20 protein-coding genes and 1 tRNA gene are annotated in these 19,029 nt (G+C 72.0%); 10 read left to right on the forward strand and 11 right to left on the reverse strand.

Going from position 1 to position 19,029, the window contains the following annotated elements; all coding sequences use genetic code 11:
* Positions 1-239 precede the first annotated feature (239 nt).
* Complete coding sequence (locus AB0873_RS07000) at positions 240-686, forward strand: SRPBCC family protein (protein ID WP_366598796.1); 447 nt, start codon at positions 240-242, stop codon at positions 684-686.
* A 94-nt stretch (positions 687-780) separates the two neighbouring features.
* Here AB0873_RS07000 and AB0873_RS07005 read toward each other — a convergent pair whose 3' ends face one another.
* The 3 genes from AB0873_RS07005 to aceE form a co-directional block, all read right to left on the reverse strand.
* Positions 781-1,752: a hypothetical protein gene (locus AB0873_RS07005; RefSeq protein WP_366598797.1), complete on the reverse strand. Its 972-nt coding sequence runs from the start codon at positions 1,750-1,752 to the stop codon at positions 781-783.
* Positions 1,749-3,038 carry a choice-of-anchor B family protein gene (locus AB0873_RS07010; protein ID WP_366598798.1) on the reverse strand — a complete coding sequence of 430 codons (1,290 nt, stop codon included), beginning with the start codon at positions 3,036-3,038 and terminating at the stop codon, positions 1,749-1,751. The genes AB0873_RS07005 and AB0873_RS07010 overlap by 4 nt, the downstream gene beginning before the upstream one ends.
* A 278-nt stretch (positions 3,039-3,316) precedes the next feature.
* Positions 3,317-6,055 carry a pyruvate dehydrogenase (acetyl-transferring), homodimeric type gene (gene aceE / locus AB0873_RS07015; protein ID WP_366598799.1) on the reverse strand — a complete coding sequence of 913 codons (2,739 nt, stop codon included), beginning with the start codon at positions 6,053-6,055 and terminating at the stop codon, positions 3,317-3,319.
* A 207-nt stretch (positions 6,056-6,262) separates the two neighbouring features.
* On the opposite strand from aceE, the gene AB0873_RS07020 reads away from it, so the two are divergent.
* Together AB0873_RS07020 and AB0873_RS07025 are read left to right on the forward strand one after the other, a co-directional pair.
* The gene (locus tag AB0873_RS07020; RefSeq protein WP_366598800.1) at positions 6,263-6,715 is read left to right on the forward strand and encodes a hypothetical protein; all 453 of its coding nucleotides are present in this window, start codon (positions 6,263-6,265) and stop codon (positions 6,713-6,715) included.
* Between the two features lie 52 nt (positions 6,716-6,767).
* Positions 6,768-7,172 carry a YjbQ family protein gene (locus AB0873_RS07025; protein WP_366598801.1) on the forward strand — a complete coding sequence of 135 codons (405 nt, stop codon included), beginning with the start codon at positions 6,768-6,770 and terminating at the stop codon, positions 7,170-7,172.
* 49 nt (positions 7,173-7,221) lie between these two features.
* On the opposite strand, the gene AB0873_RS07030 is transcribed toward AB0873_RS07025, so the two are convergent.
* Genes AB0873_RS07030 through AB0873_RS07040 form a run of 3 tightly spaced genes read right to left on the reverse strand, consistent with a single transcriptional unit; the run spans position 7,222 to position 9,389 of the window.
* The gene (locus tag AB0873_RS07030) at positions 7,222-8,019 is read right to left on the reverse strand and encodes an ABC transporter permease subunit (RefSeq protein WP_366598802.1); all 798 of its coding nucleotides are present in this window, start codon (positions 8,017-8,019) and stop codon (positions 7,222-7,224) included.
* Positions 8,006-8,917, reverse strand: coding sequence for an ABC transporter ATP-binding protein (locus AB0873_RS07035; protein WP_366598803.1), 912 nt, complete (start codon positions 8,915-8,917; stop codon positions 8,006-8,008). The genes AB0873_RS07030 and AB0873_RS07035 overlap by 14 nt, the downstream gene beginning before the upstream one ends.
* Positions 8,910-9,389: a MarR family transcriptional regulator gene (locus tag AB0873_RS07040; RefSeq protein ID WP_366598804.1), complete on the reverse strand. Its 480-nt coding sequence runs from the start codon at positions 9,387-9,389 to the stop codon at positions 8,910-8,912. Before AB0873_RS07040 ends, AB0873_RS07035 begins: the two co-directional genes overlap by 8 nt.
* Before the next feature lie 81 nt (positions 9,390-9,470).
* On the opposite strand from AB0873_RS07040, the gene AB0873_RS07045 reads away from it, so the two are divergent.
* From AB0873_RS07045 to AB0873_RS07075, 7 genes are all read left to right on the forward strand, one after another.
* The gene (locus AB0873_RS07045) at positions 9,471-9,953 is read left to right on the forward strand and encodes a MarR family winged helix-turn-helix transcriptional regulator (RefSeq protein WP_366598805.1); all 483 of its coding nucleotides are present in this window, start codon (positions 9,471-9,473) and stop codon (positions 9,951-9,953) included.
* 63 nt (positions 9,954-10,016) lie between these two features.
* Positions 10,017-12,875: a transketolase C-terminal domain-containing protein gene (locus AB0873_RS07050; protein ID WP_366598806.1), complete on the forward strand. Its 2,859-nt coding sequence runs from the start codon at positions 10,017-10,019 to the stop codon at positions 12,873-12,875.
* 111 nt (positions 12,876-12,986) lie between these two features.
* Complete coding sequence (locus tag AB0873_RS07055) at positions 12,987-13,424, forward strand: DUF3052 domain-containing protein (protein ID WP_366598807.1); 438 nt, start codon at positions 12,987-12,989, stop codon at positions 13,422-13,424.
* A gap of 82 nt (positions 13,425-13,506) precedes the next feature.
* Positions 13,507-13,974 carry a peroxiredoxin gene (locus tag AB0873_RS07060; RefSeq protein ID WP_155330893.1) on the forward strand — a complete coding sequence of 156 codons (468 nt, stop codon included), beginning with the start codon at positions 13,507-13,509 and terminating at the stop codon, positions 13,972-13,974.
* Between the two features lie 87 nt (positions 13,975-14,061).
* A tRNA-Val gene (locus AB0873_RS07065) sits at positions 14,062-14,136 on the forward strand.
* Between the two features lie 352 nt (positions 14,137-14,488).
* Positions 14,489-14,623 carry a hypothetical protein gene (locus tag AB0873_RS07070; RefSeq protein WP_366598808.1) on the forward strand — a complete coding sequence of 45 codons (135 nt, stop codon included), beginning with the start codon at positions 14,489-14,491 and terminating at the stop codon, positions 14,621-14,623.
* A 439-nt stretch (positions 14,624-15,062) separates the two neighbouring features.
* Entirely contained in the window at positions 15,063-15,470 is a 408-nt protein-coding gene (locus tag AB0873_RS07075; protein ID WP_366598809.1) for a DUF805 domain-containing protein, read from the forward strand.
* 422 nt (positions 15,471-15,892) lie between these two features.
* Here AB0873_RS07075 and AB0873_RS07080 read toward each other — a convergent pair whose 3' ends face one another.
* The 5 genes from AB0873_RS07080 to AB0873_RS07100 all read right to left on the reverse strand — a co-directional run bounded on the left by AB0873_RS07080 (position 15,893) and on the right by AB0873_RS07100 (position 19,023).
* Positions 15,893-16,249, reverse strand: coding sequence for a hypothetical protein (locus tag AB0873_RS07080; protein WP_366598810.1), 357 nt, complete (start codon positions 16,247-16,249; stop codon positions 15,893-15,895).
* Between the two features lie 47 nt (positions 16,250-16,296).
* On the reverse strand, positions 16,297-16,704 hold the full coding sequence (locus AB0873_RS07085) for an arsenate reductase ArsC (RefSeq protein WP_366598811.1): 408 nt from the start codon (positions 16,702-16,704) through the stop codon (positions 16,297-16,299).
* A gap of 178 nt (positions 16,705-16,882) precedes the next feature.
* Positions 16,883-17,626 carry an MIP/aquaporin family protein gene (locus AB0873_RS07090; RefSeq protein WP_366598812.1) on the reverse strand — a complete coding sequence of 248 codons (744 nt, stop codon included), beginning with the start codon at positions 17,624-17,626 and terminating at the stop codon, positions 16,883-16,885.
* A 54-nt stretch (positions 17,627-17,680) separates the two neighbouring features.
* Positions 17,681-18,340: an arsenate reductase ArsC gene (locus AB0873_RS07095; protein WP_366598813.1), complete on the reverse strand. Its 660-nt coding sequence runs from the start codon at positions 18,338-18,340 to the stop codon at positions 17,681-17,683.
* A complete protein-coding gene (locus AB0873_RS07100) occupies positions 18,337-19,023 on the reverse strand; it encodes a helix-turn-helix domain-containing protein (RefSeq protein ID WP_366598814.1) in 687 nt (228 codons plus the stop codon). The genes AB0873_RS07095 and AB0873_RS07100 overlap by 4 nt, the downstream gene beginning before the upstream one ends.
* Positions 19,024-19,029 lie beyond the last annotated feature (6 nt).

The following is a 19,029-nucleotide window of genomic DNA, read 5'->3' on the forward strand; positions in this document are numbered from 1 at the left end:
CCGCCGCGATCTGGCACAACTGGCGCATAAACGCCGACGTCAAACGCTCCCTGACCGCGTACGACCACTGATCCATTCGGAATCACTCGTCTAGGGGGCCGCCGCGTGGAGCGCCATAGGTCGCGGAGCCCGCCAGCGCAATGGTTTTCGGCGTGTCTTTTCCGAACCCGTCCAAGTACGTCCGAATTTGCGCATAGAGTGCCGATATCGTGGGATGTCCTCACTGGAGGAAGACGGAAATGATCCTCGTGGAACGCAGTGCGCACGTGGTGGCGCCGATCGAAGCGGTCTGGGACGTCGTGCAGCGGGCCGAACAGTTGCCGGCGTGGCTGGCGGGGGTCCGCGCGGCCGAGGTGCTCTCGGGAGAGGGCTTCGGCCGGCGGCAGCTGGTCCAGGCGGGGCGCGGCGCGGCGCATGAGGCCGAGGTGATCGCCTACCAGGAGCCGGCCCTGATCGGCTGGCGGGAACGGGCCAAGGGCGCCGGTGCCCGGGCGGAGGCGCGCACCGAGATCTACGTCCAGCTCACCGCCGACGAGGAGGAGGGCGGGACGATCGTACGGCTCATCGTCGTACGCTGGCCGGCAGGTCCGGTCAAGGCCGCCCTGCTCCGGCTCGGTCTGCGTCGGGTCGGCGCCGACCTGGAGGACTCGCTCGCCCGGCTGACCGACCTGGCCGCCGTCGGCTGACCGGGGCCGTCCTGGCGCCACCCGCGACGGTGGCGGCCCCGGTGTCCCGTCCAGGCACACCCGGGCCGCCACCGCTTCAGCGTCCCCGCCCCGCCTACACGATCACGGTGAACGCGGCGACGTGCACCCGGTCGAGGTGCCGGAACTCGAAGAACAGCCGGTAGACGCCGGCGGAGGGCACGGTGACGCCGAAGGCCACGACCGAGCTGGGCCGGCTCGCCGCCGCCGGGTGGACGTGCAGGTACGCCAGGTCGCCCTGGCGCAGCGCCACCAGGTGCCCGTACGCGCCCAGGTGCCGTTGCAGGTCGCCCACCGGCTTGCCGTCGCGACCGAGCCACACCAGGACCTGGTTCGACTCGCCCGCCCGCAGGCCGCCGTCGAGGGTCACCGTGTAGCCGTCGACCAGGAGGGTCTCCTCCGGCGGGGCGAGCGGGCGCGACGCGTACCGTCCCGGGACCGGCACGTCGACGCCCAGAGCCACCGGCCCCGGGGCGCCCTGCGGACGGAAGTCGGCGATGACCCGCAGCGGGCCCGCCGCGGCCGGGACGACCCGGACCCGCCAGGTGCCGTCCGGTGCCATCTCGGGGTGGACGTGCTGGTAGCCGTCGAGGTCCCGGCCGATCACGATCAGGTGCATCCGTCGTTCGTGGACGACCTCGAAGGCGGTCACGGCGGTGCCGTCCGGGCCGATGATCCGGAAGGCCAGTTCGCCGGGGCGGCCGGCGGTCAGCGACGCCTCGGCCAGGGCGAGGGTCCAGCCGTCCCGGGACACCTCCAGACCACCGGGGCCGTGGCCGGCGTGTGCGGGGGGTGCCGCCGCCCGGACCGGAACCGGGTCGGGTCGGCCCGCCCGGCCGACGGCGAAACCGATCATGAGGACCAGGCCGAGCACGAGGCCGGCGGCGGCGTACCGGCCGGCCCGCCCGGTGCCGCGGGCCGACCGCTCGGGACCGGCCGGGTCCGACCCGGCCACGTCGGCGGCGCCGCCGCCGACGGCGACCACTGGCGCGGCGGCACCGGAGACCGTGCTCGCCGGTGCCGCCGCCCGGTCTCCGGTGGTGGTCACGACAACCGGGGCCGCAGGACGAACAGCCCCTGCTCGATCCCGCTGACCACGACGATCCCGCTCGGGAAGTACGGATAGGTGCTCCACGCCCCGTTCATCGAGCTGCTGTCGCTCGACGGGTAGACGTCGAAGTACCCGGCTTCGGTGGCCCGCCCGGCCGCCACCTCACGCAGGTCCAGGATCCGCAGCCCGGCCCGGTAGTTCGCCTGGTAGCTGTAGCGGCCCTTGACGTACTGGTTGTGGTCGGTGGCGCGGACCCCCGCCGGGGCGCTGTAGGTGCCGATGTGCCGGGGCGCGTCCAGGTCGGCGAGGTCCCAGATGTACGTCTGGGTGTTCACGCCGCGCCGGGACTCGTCGAGTTCGTCGTCGAGCAGGAAGTACCGCTGGTCCTCGGTGAACCAGCCCTGGTGGGTGTACGCCCGGCCGGTGTACCCGATCCGGGCCAGCTGCCGGGGCGCGGACCTGCTGGTCACGTCGACCACGGTCACCGTGTCCTCGTTCGAGCTGACGCAGATCTCCCGGCCCTGGTACGCGGCGTCCGGGCCACGGTAGACGACGCACTGGGTGTCGTGGGTGTACCCGTCGTTGCTGACGCAGCCGGCGTAGGCCGGGGATTTCGGCGTCCGGATGTCGATCATGTGCAGGCCGCCGCTGCACGTGTTGGACCCGACCGCGTACGCGTACCCGGTCTGCTCGTTGACGGCGATGTTGTGCGAGTTGCCGAACCGGTTGTAGTGCACGTCGGCCGACCACGTCCGGGCTGAGGTCACGCCGCGCAACCGGGTCAGGTCGAACACCTGCATGCCGTGCCCGGACACGTCGGCCACCACGTACGCGTGATCGCGATAGACCTTGATGTCCCGCCAGATCGCGGTGCGGTTCTGGTGGGCGGGCAGGTTGCCGAGGTAGACCGGCGCGGCCGGGTCGGAGACGTCGACGAAGGACGTGCCGTTGCGCCGGCCGACCAGCGCGTACTCCCGGCCGGTGGCGCTGTCGGTCCAACCCCAGATGTCGTTGCCCTGGCTGCCGCCCATGTTCGCCAACGGCAGGAACGACAGCAGGTCCACGTTGCGGCACGGGTACCCGGCGGCCTGGCCGTTGGTGCAGGTGGCGGCGGCGACCGCGGCGAGCCTGTGGGTGGGTTCCCGCTGCGCCATGAACTCCTGGGCGGACGCCCGCCCGGCGGGCGTGTCGGGTGAGTGGGCCACCGAGGGCGACCCGGGTCCGAGCATCGACACCGTCAGGGCGCCGACCGCCAGCACGGTCGCGATCCGGACGATTCGCATGGCGACTCCCTACCGCCGCGCCTCGATGGCGTCGGCACCCGAACCGTCCCGGGGTGGTGGACCGGCGCGACGGGGCATCCACCGGATCGGCGTGGGCTCCGGGGTTGCGACGGAGCCCGGAAGGGCGTCGAATGTATTGAGAATTGTGAATGTAAATGTGGGGTGGGGACAAGACGCGCGGCGGATACCGGCTACGTCATACCGCCCGCGGGGAGCGGTCCGGACGCGACGAAGGGCCCGGCGCGGGGTTCGCGCCGGGCCCTTTCGCGTACGTCAGGTCAGCTGTCGCCGCCGGTCTCGCCGACCGGGGCCGCGCTGATGTCCTCGATCGCGTACTTCTTGGCCGCCTCGGCGGGCACGTTCGCCGGCACCGCGCCGCGGAGGGCGAGCTGCCGCAGCGTGGCGACCACGACCGACTCGGCGTCGACGTGGAAGTGCCGGCGCAGCGCGTGGCGGGTGTCGGACATGCCGAACCCGTCGGTGCCGAGCGACGTCCAGTCGCCGGGCACCCAGCGGGAGATCAGGTCCGGTACCGCCCGCATCCAGTCGCTGACGGCCACCTTCGGGCCCTCGGCGTCGGCGAGCTTCCGCGCCACGTACGGCACCCGCTGGTCCCCGGTCGGGTTGAGCAGGTTGTGCTCCTCGGCCTCGACCGCGTCGCGCCGCAGCTCGGTCCAGGAGGTCACCGACCACACGTCGGCGGCCACCCCCCAGTCCTGGGCGAGCAACTGCTGGGCCTTGAGCGCCCACTGCATGCCGGTGCCCGAGGCGAGCAGCTGCGCCTTCGGACCGTCCACCTGGGGCGCCGCCGCGTAGCGGTACATGCCCTTGAGCAGGCCCTCGACGTCCACGCCCGCCGGCTCCGCCGGCTGCGCGATCGGCTCGTTGTAGACCGTCAGGTAGTAGAAGACGTTCTCCTGCGCCTCGCCGTACATGCGGTGCAGGCCGTTCTCCACGATGTGCGCGATCTCGAACGCGAACGCCGGGTCGTAGGCGACCACCGCCGGGTTGGTGGCGGCGATCAGGTGCGAGTGGCCGTCCTCGTGCTGGAGCCCCTCGCCGTTCAGCGTCGTCCGGCCGGCGGTGGCGCCGAGCAGGAAGCCCCGCGCCATCTGGTCGGCCGCCGCCCAGAGCCCGTCGGCGGTGCGCTGGAACCCGAACATCGAGTAGAAGATGTACATCGGGATCATCGGCTCGTTGTGCGTGGCGTACGAGGTGCCCGCGGCGGTGAACGACGCGACCGAGCCGACCTCGTTGATGCCCTCGTGCAGGATCTGCCCGACGGTCGACTCCTTGTACGACAGGAACAGCTCCCGGTCGACCGACGTGTACCGCTGGCCGTGCGGCGAGTAGATCTTCTGCGTCGGGAACAGCGAGTCCATGCCGAAGGTGCGCGCCTCGTCCGGGATGATCGGCACCCAGCGCTTGCCGAACTCCTTGTCCTTCATCACGTCCTTGAGCAGGCGGACGAAGGCCATGGTGGTGGCGACCTTCTGCTTGCCGGAGCCGCGCTTGACGTCCGAGAAGCGCTCCGGACCGGGAATCGTCAGCCGCTTGTGCTCGGTCCGCCGCGACGGCAGGTAGCCGCCGAGCTGGCGACGCCGCTCGTGCAGGTACGCGATCTCGTCCGACTTCTCGCCCGGGTGGTAGTACGGCGGCAGGTAGGGGTTCTCCTCCAGCGCCTTGTCCGGGATGTCCAGGTAGAGCCGGTCGCGGAAGGTCTTGAGGTCCTCCAGCGTCAGCTTCTTCATCTGGTGGGTGGCGTTACGGGCCTCGAAGTGCGAGCCGAGCGTCCAGCCCTTGATCGTCTTGGCCAGGATCACCGTCGGCTGGCCGGTGTGCTCCATCGCCGCCTTGTACGCCGCGTAGAGCTTCCGGTAGTCGTGGCCGCCCCGCTTGAGGTTCCAGATCTCGTCGTCGGTGAGGTGCTCGACCATCTTGCGGGTCCGCGGGTCACGGCCGAAGAAGTGCTCCCGCACGTACGCCCCGGACTCCGCCTTGTAGGTCTGGTAGTCGCCGTCGGGCGTCGTGTTCATGAGGTTGACCAGCGCGCCGTCGGTGTCGGCGGCGAGCAGCGGGTCCCACTCGCGGCCCCAGACCACCTTGACGACGTTCCAGCCGGCGCCCCGGAAGAACGCCTCCAGCTCCTGCATGACCTTGCCGTTGCCCCGGACCGGTCCGTCGAGGCGCTGGAGGTTGCAGTTGATGACGAAGGTCAGGTTGTCCAGTTCCTCGCGGGCGGCCACCCCGATGGCGCCGAGCGTCTCCGGCTCGTCCATCTCGCCGTCGCCGAGGTACGCCCACACGTGCTGGTCCGAGGTGTCCTTGATGCCCCGGTGGTGCAGGTAGCGGTTGAACCGGGCCTGGTAGATGGCGTTGACGCCGCCGAGACCCATGGAGACCGTCGGGAACTCCCAGAAGTCCGGCATCAGCCGCGGGTGCGGGTACGACGGCAGGCCGCCCCCGGGGTGCGACAGCTCCTGCCGGAACCCGTCGAGCTGGTGCTCGCTGAGCCGGCCCTCCAGGAACGCCCGCGCGTACATGCCGGGGGAGGCGTGGCCCTGGTAGAAGAGGTGGTCGCCGCCGCCCGGGTGGTCCTTGCCCCGGAAGAAGTGGTTGAAGCCGACCTCGTAGAGCGAGGCCGAGCTGGCGAAGGTGGAGATGTGCCCGCCGACGCCGATCTCCGGGCGCTGCGCCCGGTGCACCAGCATCGCGGCGTTCCACCGGACGTACGCCCGGATCCGCCGCTCGACGTGCTCGTCACCCGGGAACCACGGCTCGCGCTCCGGCGGGATGGTGTTGATGTAGTCCGTGGTGGTCAGGGACGGCACCCCGACCTGGCGCTCGCGGGCCCGCTCCAGCAGGCGCAGCATGACGTAGCGGGCGCGCTTGGTCCCGCGCTCGTCGATGACACCGTCGAGCGACTCGACCCATTCGCTGGTCTCTTCAGGGTCGATGTCCGGAAGCTGGCTCGGCAGACCGGCGGTGATCACCGGGCGCTTGCGTTCCGTAGCCACAGGCGTTCCCTCGGTTGTGTGTGGGATAGGTCTCTAGCGCCATCCTGCCCCCTCGTGCCGCCCGCCGTCACGTCCACCGCCGGGAGACGCGACGCTCGACACAGGTACCCGTCGGTAACTTTCCGCTGGTCGTGGGTTCACTCCGCCGTACGCCGGCCGCCCGCCCGTCCGGTGTCCGCCTTGCGGGCGGTCCCTACCGTGCGGGTCATGAACGGACGACTGGTGGCTCTGGGCGTACTGCTCGGGTTGGGCGGGCTGGCGTTGGCGCTCGCCGCGGGGACCGGTCTCCTCGCGGGGGACCTCGCCGCGCTGCCGGTCGTCGTCCTCGGCGCGGGACTCGCCGGCTTCGGCGCGGTCGTGGTGCGAGCCGGGGCGCGGGCCCCCGCACCCCGGACGGCGGGCGCCCGCCGTGGCGGCGCGTTCGGCGTGGTCCCGGGACCGGCGGGGGGCGTCGGCGCCGACTACCGGCACCGGGACCACGGCGACGGCGACGACCCGGGCGACTGGTCGTCCGGCGGCGGGTCGTCGGACGGGGACTCCGGCCGCGGGTCGTCGGGAGGGGACTCCGGAGGCGGCTGGTTCTTCGGTGGCGGCGACTCCGGGGGTGGCGGCTGGTCCTCCGGTGGCGGCGGGGACTCCGGCGGGGGCGGCAGCTGGTGACGCCGGCCGGTCGTCCGGGCGGGCACCCGGCGGCTCGGGCAGAATGCGGCGTATGCGTACCGAGGTGATCACGGTCCGGACGGGGTCGCGGCCGACGGTCCGGGACATCACCGCCGAGGCCGAACGGTTCGTCGCCGGGCAGGGCGACGGCCTGCTGCACGTCTTCGTCCCGCACGCCACCGCCGGGCTGGCGATCATCGAGACCGGTTCCGGCTCCGACGACGACCTGCTCACCGCGCTCGACGACCTGCTACCCGCCGACGACCGCTGGCGGCACCGGCACGGCTCGCCCGGCCACGGGCGGGATCACGTGCTGCCGGCGTTCGTCCCGCCGTACGCGACGCTGCCGGTGGTCGGCGGGCGGCTGGCGCTGGGCACCTGGCAGTCGGTGTGTCTGGTCGACCCCAACGGCGACAACCCGACCCGGAAGGTCCGCCTGTCGTTCCTGCCGGGCTGACCCGTTGCGCCGCGCGCCGTCCCCGGGGTCGGCGCGCGGCGGTGGGCTGTCAGGCGGCCAGGTCGCGCCGGGTGAAGGCGGCGGTGCCGGCCGCCACGAGCACGGCGGTGCCCGCGAGCAGCAGCAGCGCGCCGACCGGCTGCACGCCGTCGACCAGGGGCGAACCACCCAGGTACCAGTGGAACGGTGACGCCTCCTGCGCCCATGCGAGCCCGTCGACCTGCGGGAAGACGGAGTTCGCCAGGTAGCCGAGGACGGCCACGCCGGCACCCGCGCCGAGTGCGACCGCACGCCGGCCGGTGGCCGCGCCGACGGCGAAGGCGAGCGCGGCGAACGCCAACCCGAACAGCGCCAGGTGCAGCGTCATCGCGGCGAACCCGCCGAGGCTGATGCTCGTCAGCTGGGCCGGGCCGCGTAGCCCGACCATGGCCAGGCCGAGCAGCACGGTCACCACGACGACGCCGGCGGAGACCCCGGCGAACCGCAGCAGGGCGAGCCGGGCGCGGCTCACCGGGTGCGCGAGCACCAGGTCGAGGGTGCCGGCCTCCTCGTCACCCGCCACCGCCCGGGTCCCCGCCGCGATCGCGAACACCACCGTGAGCAGCGGCACCAGCAGGCCGTACACCGCGCTGCCGAGGTAGCCGGCGGCGGTGGTCAGGTCGCTGTAGTTGAACGCCTCCAGCACCCCCTCCGGGTACGCCTCGAGCGCCTTCGCCATCTCCGGCGTCTGCATGGTCGGCCAGAACGACGCGTACAACGCGCCGACGGCGACGATGGCGATCGACCAGCCCAGCAGGGACCGGCGGGCGTCGTACAGGAACTTGGTGAACGGGTCACGCAGCAGCACCGGTGACCTCCTCGCGCGAGTAGTAGCCGAAGAACAACTCCTCCAGGTCGGGCTCCTCGGAGAGCAGCCCGACGACGGTGTGCCCGGCCGCCGCCTTCACCAGCGCGTCGGCCCGGCCGTCGAGCCGGCAGCGCAGGGTGGTGCCGACGACGGCCACCTCGCTGACCCCGGGCAGGGCGGTGAACTCCGCCTCGGTCACCGGGTCCTCGAAGTGGATCTCGATCCGGCGCACCGCCTGCTCCCGCAGCTCATCGACGCGGGCGACGGTGACCAGGCGCCCGTCGCGGATGATGCCGACCCGGTCGGCGGTCTGCTGCACCTCGCTCATGACGTGCGAGGACATGAACACCGTCCGGCCGGCGGCCCGCGCCTCGCGCACCATGGCCAGGAACTCCTGCTGGAGGAAGGGATCCAGCCCGCTGGTCGGCTCGTCCAGGACGAGCAGTTCCGGGTCGTGCATGAACGCCTGGACGATGCCGACCTTCTGCCGGTTGCCCTTGCTCAACCCCTTGATCCGCCGACCCAGGTCCAGGTCGAGGCGGGCGGCCAGCTCCTCGACCCGGGTCCTGGACACCCCGCCGCGCAGGTTGCCCAGGTACGTGAGCAGCTCGCGCGCGGTCTGCCGGCCGTCGATGACGAAATCTCCGGCGAGGTAGCCGAGGCGTCGGCGCAGCGCCACGCCGTCTCGGCGCGGGTCGAGCCCGAGCACCTGGATCCGCCCGCCGGTCGGCCGGATCAGGTCGAGCAGCAGCCGGATGGTGGTGGTCTTGCCCGCCCCGTTCGGGCCGAGGAACCCGTAGACCTCGCCGGGTTCGACCCGCAGGTCCAGCCCGGCGAGGCCGCGGGTGCGGCCATAGGTCTTGACGAGGTTCTCGGTGCTGATGGCCGGGTCAGCCATCGTGGTCTCCCTTCCGGAGGTGTTCGGCTTTGAAGCGCTCGACGAGCCGTGGCATCTCGTGCTCGATGTAGGCGTAGAAGTCGCGGGTGATGCGCAGCCGGGCGGCTTCCGGCGCGTCCGGATCCCCGATCAGGGCCAGGCCCCGGTCCATCAGCTCGCGGAACATCCGGAACTTGGTCGGCTCGGCGACCGTTCGGATGATCGCGTCCGGGACGATCTCGTACGCGTGGCCGCGCTGGCCGGGGGCCGCCACCCGCCGGACGAAGCCGCTGCTCTCCAGCATCCGCATGCCGGTGCTGACGGACCCCTTGGAGAGCCCGAGGGCCTCGCCCAGCTGTCCGCTGGTCTGCTGGGGCGGATCGCAGATCAGCAGCCAGCCGAGCAACTTGCCGTACGCCGGCGACAGCCCCATGCCGCTCATGACGACGGCCGCCTCCTCGGCGTACCGGCGGTGGTCGGACAGCTCCGTCATCCCAACCTCGTTCCAAACGTTCAAGAAGTTCTGAACAAAGAGTACCTCAGCTGAGGGCGTCCCGAACGTAGGATGTGAGTCATGGCGCAGAGCACCGTTTCGCCGACCGGTCCCGAGCTGACCGGTCGCTCCGGGTTGGCCGGAGACGCGGTGCGCAGGATCATGCACATCGCCTCGGCCATCCGGCACTACCAGGACGTCGACATCGCCGAGCTGGGGCTCACCCCGGCGGTGGCCCGGGCCCTGCACCAGCTGGACCCCGACCATCCGCTGCCCGCCCGCGACCTGGCCGACCGGCTGCGTTGCGACCGGTCCAACGTCACCGCGCTGGTGGACAAGCTGGAGCAGGCGGGCCTCGTGGAACGCCGGGTCGACCCCGCCGACCGGCGGCAGAAGACGCTCGTGGTGACCGAGGCCGGCCGGGGCATGCGGGCGCGGGTGCACCACGTGATGTCCGACTCCCGCCTCCTCGCCGGTCTCACCGACGCCGAGCTCGCCACCCTGCGGGACCTCGTGTTCAAGGTCTCCGACGGCGGCTGCCCGGAGGCCTGCGGGACCGAGTAGGCGCGGACGCGCCGATCGTGTCCAGGTGGGCGGACCGCGCCATGGTCGGTAATGCTGTCGTTCGTGACCACCCCGCACGATCTTGACGAACGGCTCCGCGAGGCGCTGGGAGCACTGACCGCCGACGACGAGCGGAGGCGGGACCCGGCCCGGCCCGTCACCGACGACGCGCCGCTGACCGGGGCGCAGGCGCTGGACCTCTTCGACGCCCAGGTCGTCAGCCGCCAGCTCGACCTCGCCGGTCGCTGGCTGCGCAGCTTCGGCGAAGGGTTCTACACGATCGGTTCCGCCGGCCACGAGGGCAACGCCGCGGTCGCCGCCGCCCTGCGGCCCACCGACCCGGCCCTGTTGCACTACCGCTCCGGCGCCTTCTACTGCGTCCGCGCCGCCCAGGCCGCCGGCGCCGACGGCGTACCCTGTGGAACCGCCGACCGCCCGGCCACGGACGAGCGTCCGGCACCGCCCGGAGCTGCCGGCGGCGCCGCTGTCGTCCCGCTGCCGCGCCGCGCGGACGACGCCGCTGCGGCCGACCGCGTGGAGGCCGCCGCCGCACCCGGGCCGGACGCCGACACCACCGGCATCCGTACCGTCGACAGCCAGCCGGAGCGCGCGGAGGTCGGCCTGGTCCCGTCACCGTCCGCAGCCGGCTCGAATGCCGCCACCGCCGCCGGCGTCGACCTGGCCGCCCCGGAGCCCAGCCCTGCCGGCCCCAGCCCTGCCGGCCCCGACCTCGCCGGGTCCAGCCCTGCCGGGTCCGACCGCGCCGCGACCGACCTCGTCCCGGACGCCCGGTCCGCCGACGGTCCGGGTGCCGCCGACACTGCGGTCCTGCCGGACGACGCCGGGCCGGGTGACGGCGGTCCGGCGCGGTTCGCCGCGACCCGCCGGGGGGCGGATGCCACCGAGCGCACCATCTTGCCCGCCGGACCCGTGGCGGACCGGCCCCTGGCGCCCGGGTACGCGGACGCGGCCCGCGACGTGCTGCGCGGCATGGTCGCCTCGGCGCGGGAGCCGATCGCCGGCGGCCGGCACAAGGTGTTCGGCCGGTCCGAGCTCGCCGTCGTGCCGACCACCTCCACGATCGCCTCGCACCTGCCCCGGGCGGTCGGCATGGGTCTCGCGGTGGAGCGGCTGCGCCGACTCGACGGTGCGGGCCGGCGGACCGGGATCCGGGCCGGCAGCGGCGGGGGAGCGTCCCACGCGGCGTGGCCGCCCGACGCGATCGTGGTCTGCTCGTTCGGCGACGCCTCGGTCAACCACGCCAGCGCCACCGCCGCCCTCAACACCGCCGGCTGGTACGACCACACCGGCCTGCGCATCCCGGTCCTCTTCGTCTGCGAGGACAACGGGCTGGGAATCAGCGTCCGTTCGCCGCGCGGCTGGGTGGAGGCCACCCTGCGGGCCAAGCCGGGGATCCGCTACTTCGCCGCCGACGGGAGCGACCTGCTCGGGGCGTACGCGGTGGCGGCCGAGGCGGCGGCGTGGGTCCGCCGGCACCGGCGTCCGGCCGTGCTGCACCTGTCCACCGTCCGCCTGATGGGGCACGCCGGCGCGGACGTCGAGACCGCGTACCGCACCGCCGCGGAGATCGCGGCCGACCTCGACCGGGACCCGCTGCTCGCCACCGCGCGGCTGCTGGTCCGGGCGGGCGTCGCCACCGGCCCCGACCTGCTGGCCCGGTACGACGAGATCGGCTGGCGGACGCGCCGGATCGCCGAGGAGGTGCTGGAGGAGCCGAAACTGGCCGACCCGGCCGAGGTGGTGGCGCCGCTCGCACCCCGGCGACCGGTCCGGGTCGCCCGGGCGGTGGCCGACGCGGCCGCGCGGGCGGCCGGTCCGGGGGTGGCCGCGCGGACCGAGGCCTTCGGCGGGAAGCTCCCCGAGTTCGCCGGCCCGCTGACGCTCGCGCAGAGCATCAACGCCGCGCTGGCCGACGGGCTGCTGGACCACCCGCAGATGGCCGTCTTCGGCGAGGACGTCGGCGTTAAGGGCGGGGTGTACGGGGTGACGAAGGGCCTGCGGGAGCGCTTCGGCGCCGCCCGCGTGTTCGACACCCTGCTCGACGAGACGTCGATCCTCGGGCTCGGCCTGGGCGCCGGGCTGGCCGGGATGCTCCCGGTGCCCGAGATCCAGTACCTCGCGTACCTGCACAACGCCGAGGACCAGTTGCGCGGCGAGGCGGCCACCATGCAGTTCTTCTCGCGGGGGGCGTTCCGGAACCCGATGGTGGTCCGGGTCGCCGGGCTGGCGTACCAGGAGGGGTTCGGCGGGCACTTCCACAACGACAACTCGGTGGCCGTACTCCGGGACGTCCCCGGCCTGGTGGTCGCGGTGCCGGCGCGGCCGGACGACGCCGCGCCCATGCTGCGGACCTGCCTGGCGAGCGCGGCGGTCGACGGCAGCGTGTGCGTGTTCCTGGAGCCGATCGCCCTCTACCACACCCGGGACCTGCACAGCGAGGGTGACGGGGAGTGGCTCGCCGAGTACGCGGAGCCGGGCGCCTGGCCGAGCGCGCACGTGCCGGTCGGCCGGGCCCGGGTCTACGGTGTGGGCTCGGCCGAGGACATCACGATCATCACCTTCGGTAACGGCGTCCGGCTGTCGCTGCGCGCCGCGGCGGCGCTCGCCGACGAGGGGGTGGGGACCCGGGTGGTGGACCTGCGCTGGCTGGCGCCGCTGCCGGTCGCCGATCTCATCCGGGAGGCCACGGCGACGGGCCGGGTGCTGGTCGTGGACGAGACGCGGCGCTCGGGTGGGGTTGGTGAAGGGGTGATCGCGGCCCTGGTCGATGCCGGATATGTCGGAGCGGCGCGGCGAGTAGCCGCAGTTGACTCGTTTGTACCATTAGGTCCGGCTGCCCGTCAGGTTCTGGTCTCCGAGGATGCCATTACCCAGGGTGCCCGCACGCTCCTGGCACGGTAAATTCCGTTCCACCCGGTGCGCCACTTGCGCGGCGAGCCGCAACTGTGTGGACTTGGCCCGACGACGTCGTACGACGCCGCGAGCAGGGATGAGATGAGGAGGCACGCGACAGTGAGCGCGACCGCTGGTCAGGCCGCCGACGGGGTACGCAGCCTGGCGGACCGGTTCGGGATCGAGCCGGGGATGGTCGTCATGGAGATGGGGTACGACGACGACGTCGACCAGGATCTCCGGGACGCCCTGACCGACCGCTGTGGGGACCTGGTCGACGAGGACACCGACGAGGTGGTCGACGCGGTGCTGGTGTGGTACCGGGACGGCGACGGTGACCTCTTCGAGCTGCTCGTCGACGCCCTCGGCCCGCTGGCGGACAACGGCGTCGTGTGGCTGCTCACGCCCAAGGCCGGGCGCGAGGGGCACGTCGAGCCGAGCGAGATCGCCGAGTCCGCGCCCACCGCCGGCCTCCAGCAGACCTCCACGATCAACGCCGGCCGGGACTGGAGCGGTGCCCGGCTGGTGCTCCGGCGCGGGTCGAAGACCAAGAAGTAACTGCGCAATTTCACCCACGGTGGGGCCACCACCGTGTGTGGCAGGCTGTCGTCACCTTCGACTCGACGCAAGGAGCTCTCTCATGCCCATCGAGGTTGGCGCCGAGGCGCCGGACTTCGTGCTCAAGGACCAGAACAACCAGGAGGTCCGGCTCTCCGACTTCCGCGGCAAGCGCATCGTGCTGCTGGTCTTCTACCCGCTCGCCTTCACCGGCGTCTGCCAGGGTGAGCTGTGCGAGGTGCGGGACAACCTGAACGAGTACCTCAACGACGACGTCCAGGTGCTGACCGTCAGCGTCGACTCGGTGTTCGCGCACAAGGTGTGGGCCGACCGGGAGGGCTACCAGTTCCCGCTCCTGTCGGACTTCTGGCCGCACGGCGCGGTCGCCCAGGCGTACGGCGTCTTCAACGACGTCGCCGGCATCGCCAACCGGGGCACCTTCGTCATCGACAAGGCGGGCGTGGTCCGCTTCGCCGAGATGAACATGCCGGGGGAGGCCCGGGACCAGCAGGGCTGGCGCAAGGCGCTCGCCGAGACGGCCTCCGCCTGACCCGCGACGACCGGTACGCGGCCGTGCGACGTGGCCCACGGTCGGCAGGGTAAGCTTGCCAACCTCCGGCCCGCCGCACGGGCACCGGGGCGCGTAGCTCAGTGGGAGAGCACTCGCCTTACAAGCGAGGGGTCGCAGGTTCGAAACCTGCCGCGCCCACCACACCTCACAGCATCAACGCCGACCACAGGATCCGAGCATCGGCAGATGACAGCAACGGGGTCGAGGTCCGACCAGCGCAGCCCCGAGCCGGCAGCCAACCGGGCCGCGCGGCCAGCAGGCCGCGGCGTAGGGGAGCGCGTCGGCAGCCGCCGGGTCCGTGGGTGAGTGCACCGGGCCAGCCCGCCCGCCGTCGACCCGGGCAAGCCGAGCAAACCACCGCGCGACCCGCCAGCCTCCGAACCTGCATCAAGGGCTCGGTACGGCGTTGATGGATGATGATGGTTGCTACGGATGCTCGCGGGCAGGGTGTATGGCACTGGCCACGACCGCATCGGACAGATAGGGATCGGGAGTGCCGATCGACTTGGACGTGGTGCGGGTGTGGCGACTGGGTGTCGCGTTGAGGATCTTCGCCGGCCTGCTACTCGGCGTCATGGCCGTAGGGGTGGTGGCCTTCTTCGCCCATCAAGCTCTTGCGACCGACTGAAACTTGCGCGTGGCGCTCGCCCTCGCGGTGCCTTACGGCTTGCTGGGATTCTTGATGTGGCGGGGGACATTCCATCCTCGAATGTCCGCGGGTCCGAAGGGATGATCCTGCGCAGCCAGTGGCGTACAGTCCGCGTGCCGTGGTCAGCCGTTGCGCGGTGCGATGCGGGCTACTACGGAATTGCCGTCACCTGCACTGACGGCAGCCGGGTGATGGCGCCCGCGCCGCAGAAGTCGAACCTGAGTCGCTGGCTCGGGCGTAAGACCCGAGCGGTATCGCCGAGGTCCACGCGTCGATTCACCCGATCCGAGAGGATCTATGCCACTTCTGAGGGGCTCAGCGTCCGAGTTCCCGGCCATTGACGGCCCGCCGGCCGTCTGTTCAACTGCGTCGCAGTTGACCTTGCAGGTCTCAATCTCTCACTGCGCTGGAGAAATGCATGCCCCCCATTGATGCCATCAAATCAGTCCTCTCCCAGTACGCCGGTTTCCGCGGTCGAGCCCGCCGGTCCGAGTACTGGTGGTTCTTCCTCTTCACCCTGATCGTCGGCCTCGTCGCCGGAATTCTGGACGGCGCGCTGGGAACCAGCATCGGGTCGGGTGCGGGCGCTACCGGCGTCATCGGGCTCATTGTCGGCCTGGCCCTGCTGCTGCCGGGCCTGGCCGTTGCCGTGCGGCGACTGCACGACACCGACCGCTCGGGCTGGTGGCTGTTGATCGGACTCGTGCCACTCGTGGGCGGCATCGTCCTGCTCGTCTTCTTCGTGATGGACGGAACTCGGGGAAGTAACCGGTACGGTGCCGACCCGAAGGACGCTCCGCAGGCCGCTTCCCCCAGCATGGCCTGACAGGGCCCATCGAGTGGCTGCTTGCTGGAGCTGAGCCAGCCCAAGAGATCCACGCCGGCGGTTGACAGCGCGCGACTGTCGCCGCCGGCACCACTCATCAGTTGTCGGCCAGCGCGAGAAGCGATCATGCCGTATGCGGCGCTCAGGCAACTCTGCCCTTGGTTGGCAGGAGTCCACCAGAGAGAGACCGGACGCGCGTGAACAAGGCAGCGACGAACGGCTCCTGTTCGAACTCGCCGTAGCCCCCGCTGTGACGATGGCCCCGCACTTCATAGAACAGGCAAGCTCGCAGCACATCGACGTCGTCGCCGAGTTCTCCGGTCCGGTGCCAGTGGCCCCGCACGGACTGGACCATGGCCGCTCCAACGTCCCTGCTGTGATGGCAGGGAGACGCTATCCTTCCCTACGCAGTCCCGACCCGGTCATCCCCGATCCCGGACGGACACCGCCCGCTCGGCGAGGGCATCGAGCACGTCGACGTGTGCCGCCGGCACCCGGACGTCCAATGCCAGCGCCTCCGGGCCGGACCGGGAGAGGTCGAAAGCAAAGAACGAGCAGCAGGACGCCTCCCGGGCCGTCAGATCCCGTGCCGTCTCCTCGACCTGCGCCGCGCCGTCGAGGCGCAACCGCAGATGCTGAGCCGACGGCCGGTCGACGCCCCGCACGGCGGCGGCGAAGAACTGATCGAACTCGGCGAGCCGCAGCGGCCGCTCAACCGTCGGCAGCGTGCAGGCGTCCGGTACCCAGGCGTCGTCCGTCGTGATGGCGTGGTCACTCATACCTCCGACGGTAAGCGCCGGCGGGCGGGCAGCGGTGACGGGGAGTCTCAGGCGGCGGGCCGCAGCTCGGCGAGGAGTTTCTCCACCCTGGTACGGATCTCGTCGCGGATGGGCCGGACGGTTTCGACGCCCTTGCCGGCAGGGTCTTCGAGCTTCCAGTCCTCGTAACGCTTGCCGGGGAAGACGGGGCAGGCGTCGCCGCAGCCCATGGTGACGATGACGTCCGACGACTCCGCCGTCTCGTACTCGAGAAGCTTGGGGGTCTGGTCGGTGATGTCGATGCCGACCTCGTGCATGGCCTCGACGGCGGCGGGGTTGATCTGGTCGGCGGGGGCGGAGCCGGCGGAGCGGACCTCGACGGTGTCGCCGGCGAGGTGGCGCAGCCAGCCGGCGGCCATCTGGGAGCGTCCGGCGTTGTGGACGCAGACGAACAGGACGCTGGGCTTGTCGCTCATCAGGAGCCTTTCTGGCAGTACGGGTCACCGGGCCGGTTGACCGGCGCGTCGTGGGGATCCAGGGACCGGCGGTGGGGGTCGCCGTTGCGGTCGAGCAGCCGGTGGCGACCGGAACCGTAGGGCCTGTTCACCAGGCCGGTCCAAGGGGACGCTGCACGGCCGAGTACGCGTCCGGGCGTCATCGGCGGTGGCCCACGGCGGCGTCCTCGTCGATGGGGACGACCACCTGGTCTGCGGCGCGGCCGGCGTCGGGGTAGAGCACGGCCAGCAGCCCGACGCCGACGGCCAGGCCGACGACCTGCGCGAGAACGAAGCCGGGCACCGAGGCCGGGGCGATGCCCGCGAAGGTGTCGGTGAACGCGCGGCCGATCGTGACCGCCGGGTTGGCGAACGAGGTGGACGAGGTGAACCAGTAGGCCGCGCCGATGTAGGCGCCGACGGCGGCGGGGGCGACCGGGGCGCGGCCGGAGCGGGCGAGAGCGAAGACGAGCAGGATCAGGCCGGTGGTGGCGACGACCTCACCCAGCCAGAGGTGCCCGGCGGAGCGGTCCCTGCTCGACCAGGTCACGGCGGACAGGTCGAACATCAGGTTCGCCAGCACCGACCCGGCGATCGCGCCGGTGATCTGGGCAACCACGTAGCCGGCAAGGTCCTGGCCAGTCAGCCCGGTGCCGGCGCGGCGGCCGAGGAACCAGTCCGCGGCCGACACGACCGGATTGAAGTGCGCCCCGGAAACCGGGCCGAAGACAAGGATCAACGCCGCCAACGCGAAGGCGGTGGCGATCGAGTTCTCCAGCAGTTGGAGGCCGACGTCGCCGGGAGAGAGGGTGGCGGCCATGATGCCGGAGCCGACCACGGCGGTGACCAGCAGCGCGGTGCCGGTGAACTCGGCCAGCAGGCGCCGCCGGAGTGCGATGGTCATCGGTCTGTTCTCTCCCATGGGTTGTACGCCCCGGCCGGGTGCCGGTCGGGGTGGTTATCGGATGGTGGGGACGTGCAGCTCGTCGAGCAGGCGACGAACCCGGCGTTCGATCTCGTCGCGGATCGGCCGCACGTCGGCGAGGTCGAGGCCGGCCGGGTCGTCGGCATCCCAGTTCTCGTAGCGGGTGCCGGGGAAGATGGGGCAGGCGTCGCCGCAGCCCATGGTCACGACCACGTCGGCGGCGCGGACCACCTCGTCGGTCCACGGCTTGGGGAACTCGTCGGAGATGTCGATGCCGCGTTCGGCCATCGCGGCGACGGCGGAGGGGTTGATCTCGATGCCGGGTTCGCTGCCGCCGGACCAGGCGATCGCGTGGTCGCCGGCGAGGTGGGTGAAGAAGCCCAGCGCCATCTGGGAGCGGCCGGCGTTGTGCGTGCACAGGAACAGCACGACCGGCCGGCCGTCGCGGTGGTGTCCCTCGACCCGGGCCAGGGCCCGCAAACGCTGCCGGGCGAAACGCTCGGCGAGCAGCGGAAGGTAGTTCGGGATGCTGGCGGCGGTGGCGAACCGGTCGTAGCTGCTGTGCAGGAACCGCTCGATGGTCTCGGTGCCGTAGCTGCCGGTGAACTCCTCGGCGAGTCGGCTCGCTGCGGTGTGCAGGGCAAGTTGCTGGTCGAGGGTGATCTCCTGGTAGCGGGCCCTGGTGTCAGTCATCGGGTGCCTCTCAGGGTGGCGGTGGGTGCGAGGCGGTCGACGCGGTCGGCGAGGTCGGCGTAGGCCGTCTCGAACGCTTCGTCGGTGTCGACGCGGACCGGGTCCGGCACGGACCAGTGCAGGCGGGGGCGGACCGGTCCGGTGAGTTCTTCGTGGGCGTTGTCGCAGACGGCGATGACCAGGTCGTCGTCGCGGACGACGTCGTCGACGTGGGCGGTGCCGGTCGGGTCGAGATCGAGGGAGTGGCGGTGGGCCACCGCGATCGCGCGAGGGTGGACCCGTGGTGCCGGCTTGGTGCCGGCCGAGGCGGCGTCGCCGCTGGTGCGGCGCTTCCACAGCGCCGCCGCCAGCTGCGAGCGGGCGGAGTTGTGGGTGCACACGAAGACCACCCGACCAACACCCGCCAGCGGCGGCGGGGCGAGGGCGGCCAGGGCGGCCGGCTGGAGGCGCAGGTAGGTGCGCCGCCGGTCGCCCTCCGACCGGGCCCGCACGACGAGACCGGCCTCCGCGAGCACCTTCACGTGATGCGCAACGAGGTTGGTCGGCATGTCCAGGTCGTGGGCGATCTCCCCGGGGGAGGCGTCGCCCAGGGTGAGCGCGTCCACGATCGCCAGGCGCGCCGGATCGCCCAGGGCGGCGTGGACCCGGGCCCGGCCATGGAGGGAAGCAAGCTCAGCCTTCATTGAGTC

Source organism: Micromonospora sp. NPDC047707 (genome assembly GCF_040704235.1).
Classification (GTDB): Bacteria; Actinomycetota; Actinomycetes; order Mycobacteriales; family Micromonosporaceae; genus Micromonospora.

Bases quoted from the DNA above. Each gene is read 5' to 3' on its own strand.
- AB0873_RS07080 (WP_366598810.1), bottom strand. From the start codon at position 16,249: ATGAGTGACCACGCCATCACGACGGACGACGCCTGGGTACCGGACGCC.
- AB0873_RS07035 (WP_366598803.1), bottom strand. From the start codon at position 8,917: ATGGCTGACCCGGCCATCAGCACCGAGAACCTCGTCAAGACCTATGGC.
- AB0873_RS07025 (WP_366598801.1), top strand. From the start codon at position 6,768: ATGCGTACCGAGGTGATCACGGTCCGGACGGGGTCGCGGCCGACGGTC.
- AB0873_RS07085 (WP_366598811.1), bottom strand. From the start codon at position 16,704: ATGAGCGACAAGCCCAGCGTCCTGTTCGTCTGCGTCCACAACGCCGGA.
- AB0873_RS07010 (WP_366598798.1), bottom strand. From the start codon at position 3,038: ATGCGAATCGTCCGGATCGCGACCGTGCTGGCGGTCGGCGCCCTGACG.
- AB0873_RS07100 (WP_366598814.1), bottom strand. From the start codon at position 19,023: ATGAAGGCTGAGCTTGCTTCCCTCCATGGCCGGGCCCGGGTCCACGCC.
- AB0873_RS07045 (WP_366598805.1), top strand. From the start codon at position 9,471: ATGGCGCAGAGCACCGTTTCGCCGACCGGTCCCGAGCTGACCGGTCGC.
- AB0873_RS07090 (WP_366598812.1), bottom strand. From the start codon at position 17,626: ATGACCATCGCACTCCGGCGGCGCCTGCTGGCCGAGTTCACCGGCACC.
- AB0873_RS07060 (WP_155330893.1), top strand. From the start codon at position 13,507: ATGCCCATCGAGGTTGGCGCCGAGGCGCCGGACTTCGTGCTCAAGGAC.
- AB0873_RS07000 (WP_366598796.1), top strand. From the start codon at position 240: ATGATCCTCGTGGAACGCAGTGCGCACGTGGTGGCGCCGATCGAAGCG.
- AB0873_RS07075 (WP_366598809.1), top strand. From the start codon at position 15,063: ATGCCCCCCATTGATGCCATCAAATCAGTCCTCTCCCAGTACGCCGGT.
- AB0873_RS07020 (WP_366598800.1), top strand. From the start codon at position 6,263: ATGAACGGACGACTGGTGGCTCTGGGCGTACTGCTCGGGTTGGGCGGG.
- AB0873_RS07095 (WP_366598813.1), bottom strand. From the start codon at position 18,340: ATGACTGACACCAGGGCCCGCTACCAGGAGATCACCCTCGACCAGCAA.
- AB0873_RS07040 (WP_366598804.1), bottom strand. From the start codon at position 9,389: ATGACGGAGCTGTCCGACCACCGCCGGTACGCCGAGGAGGCGGCCGTC.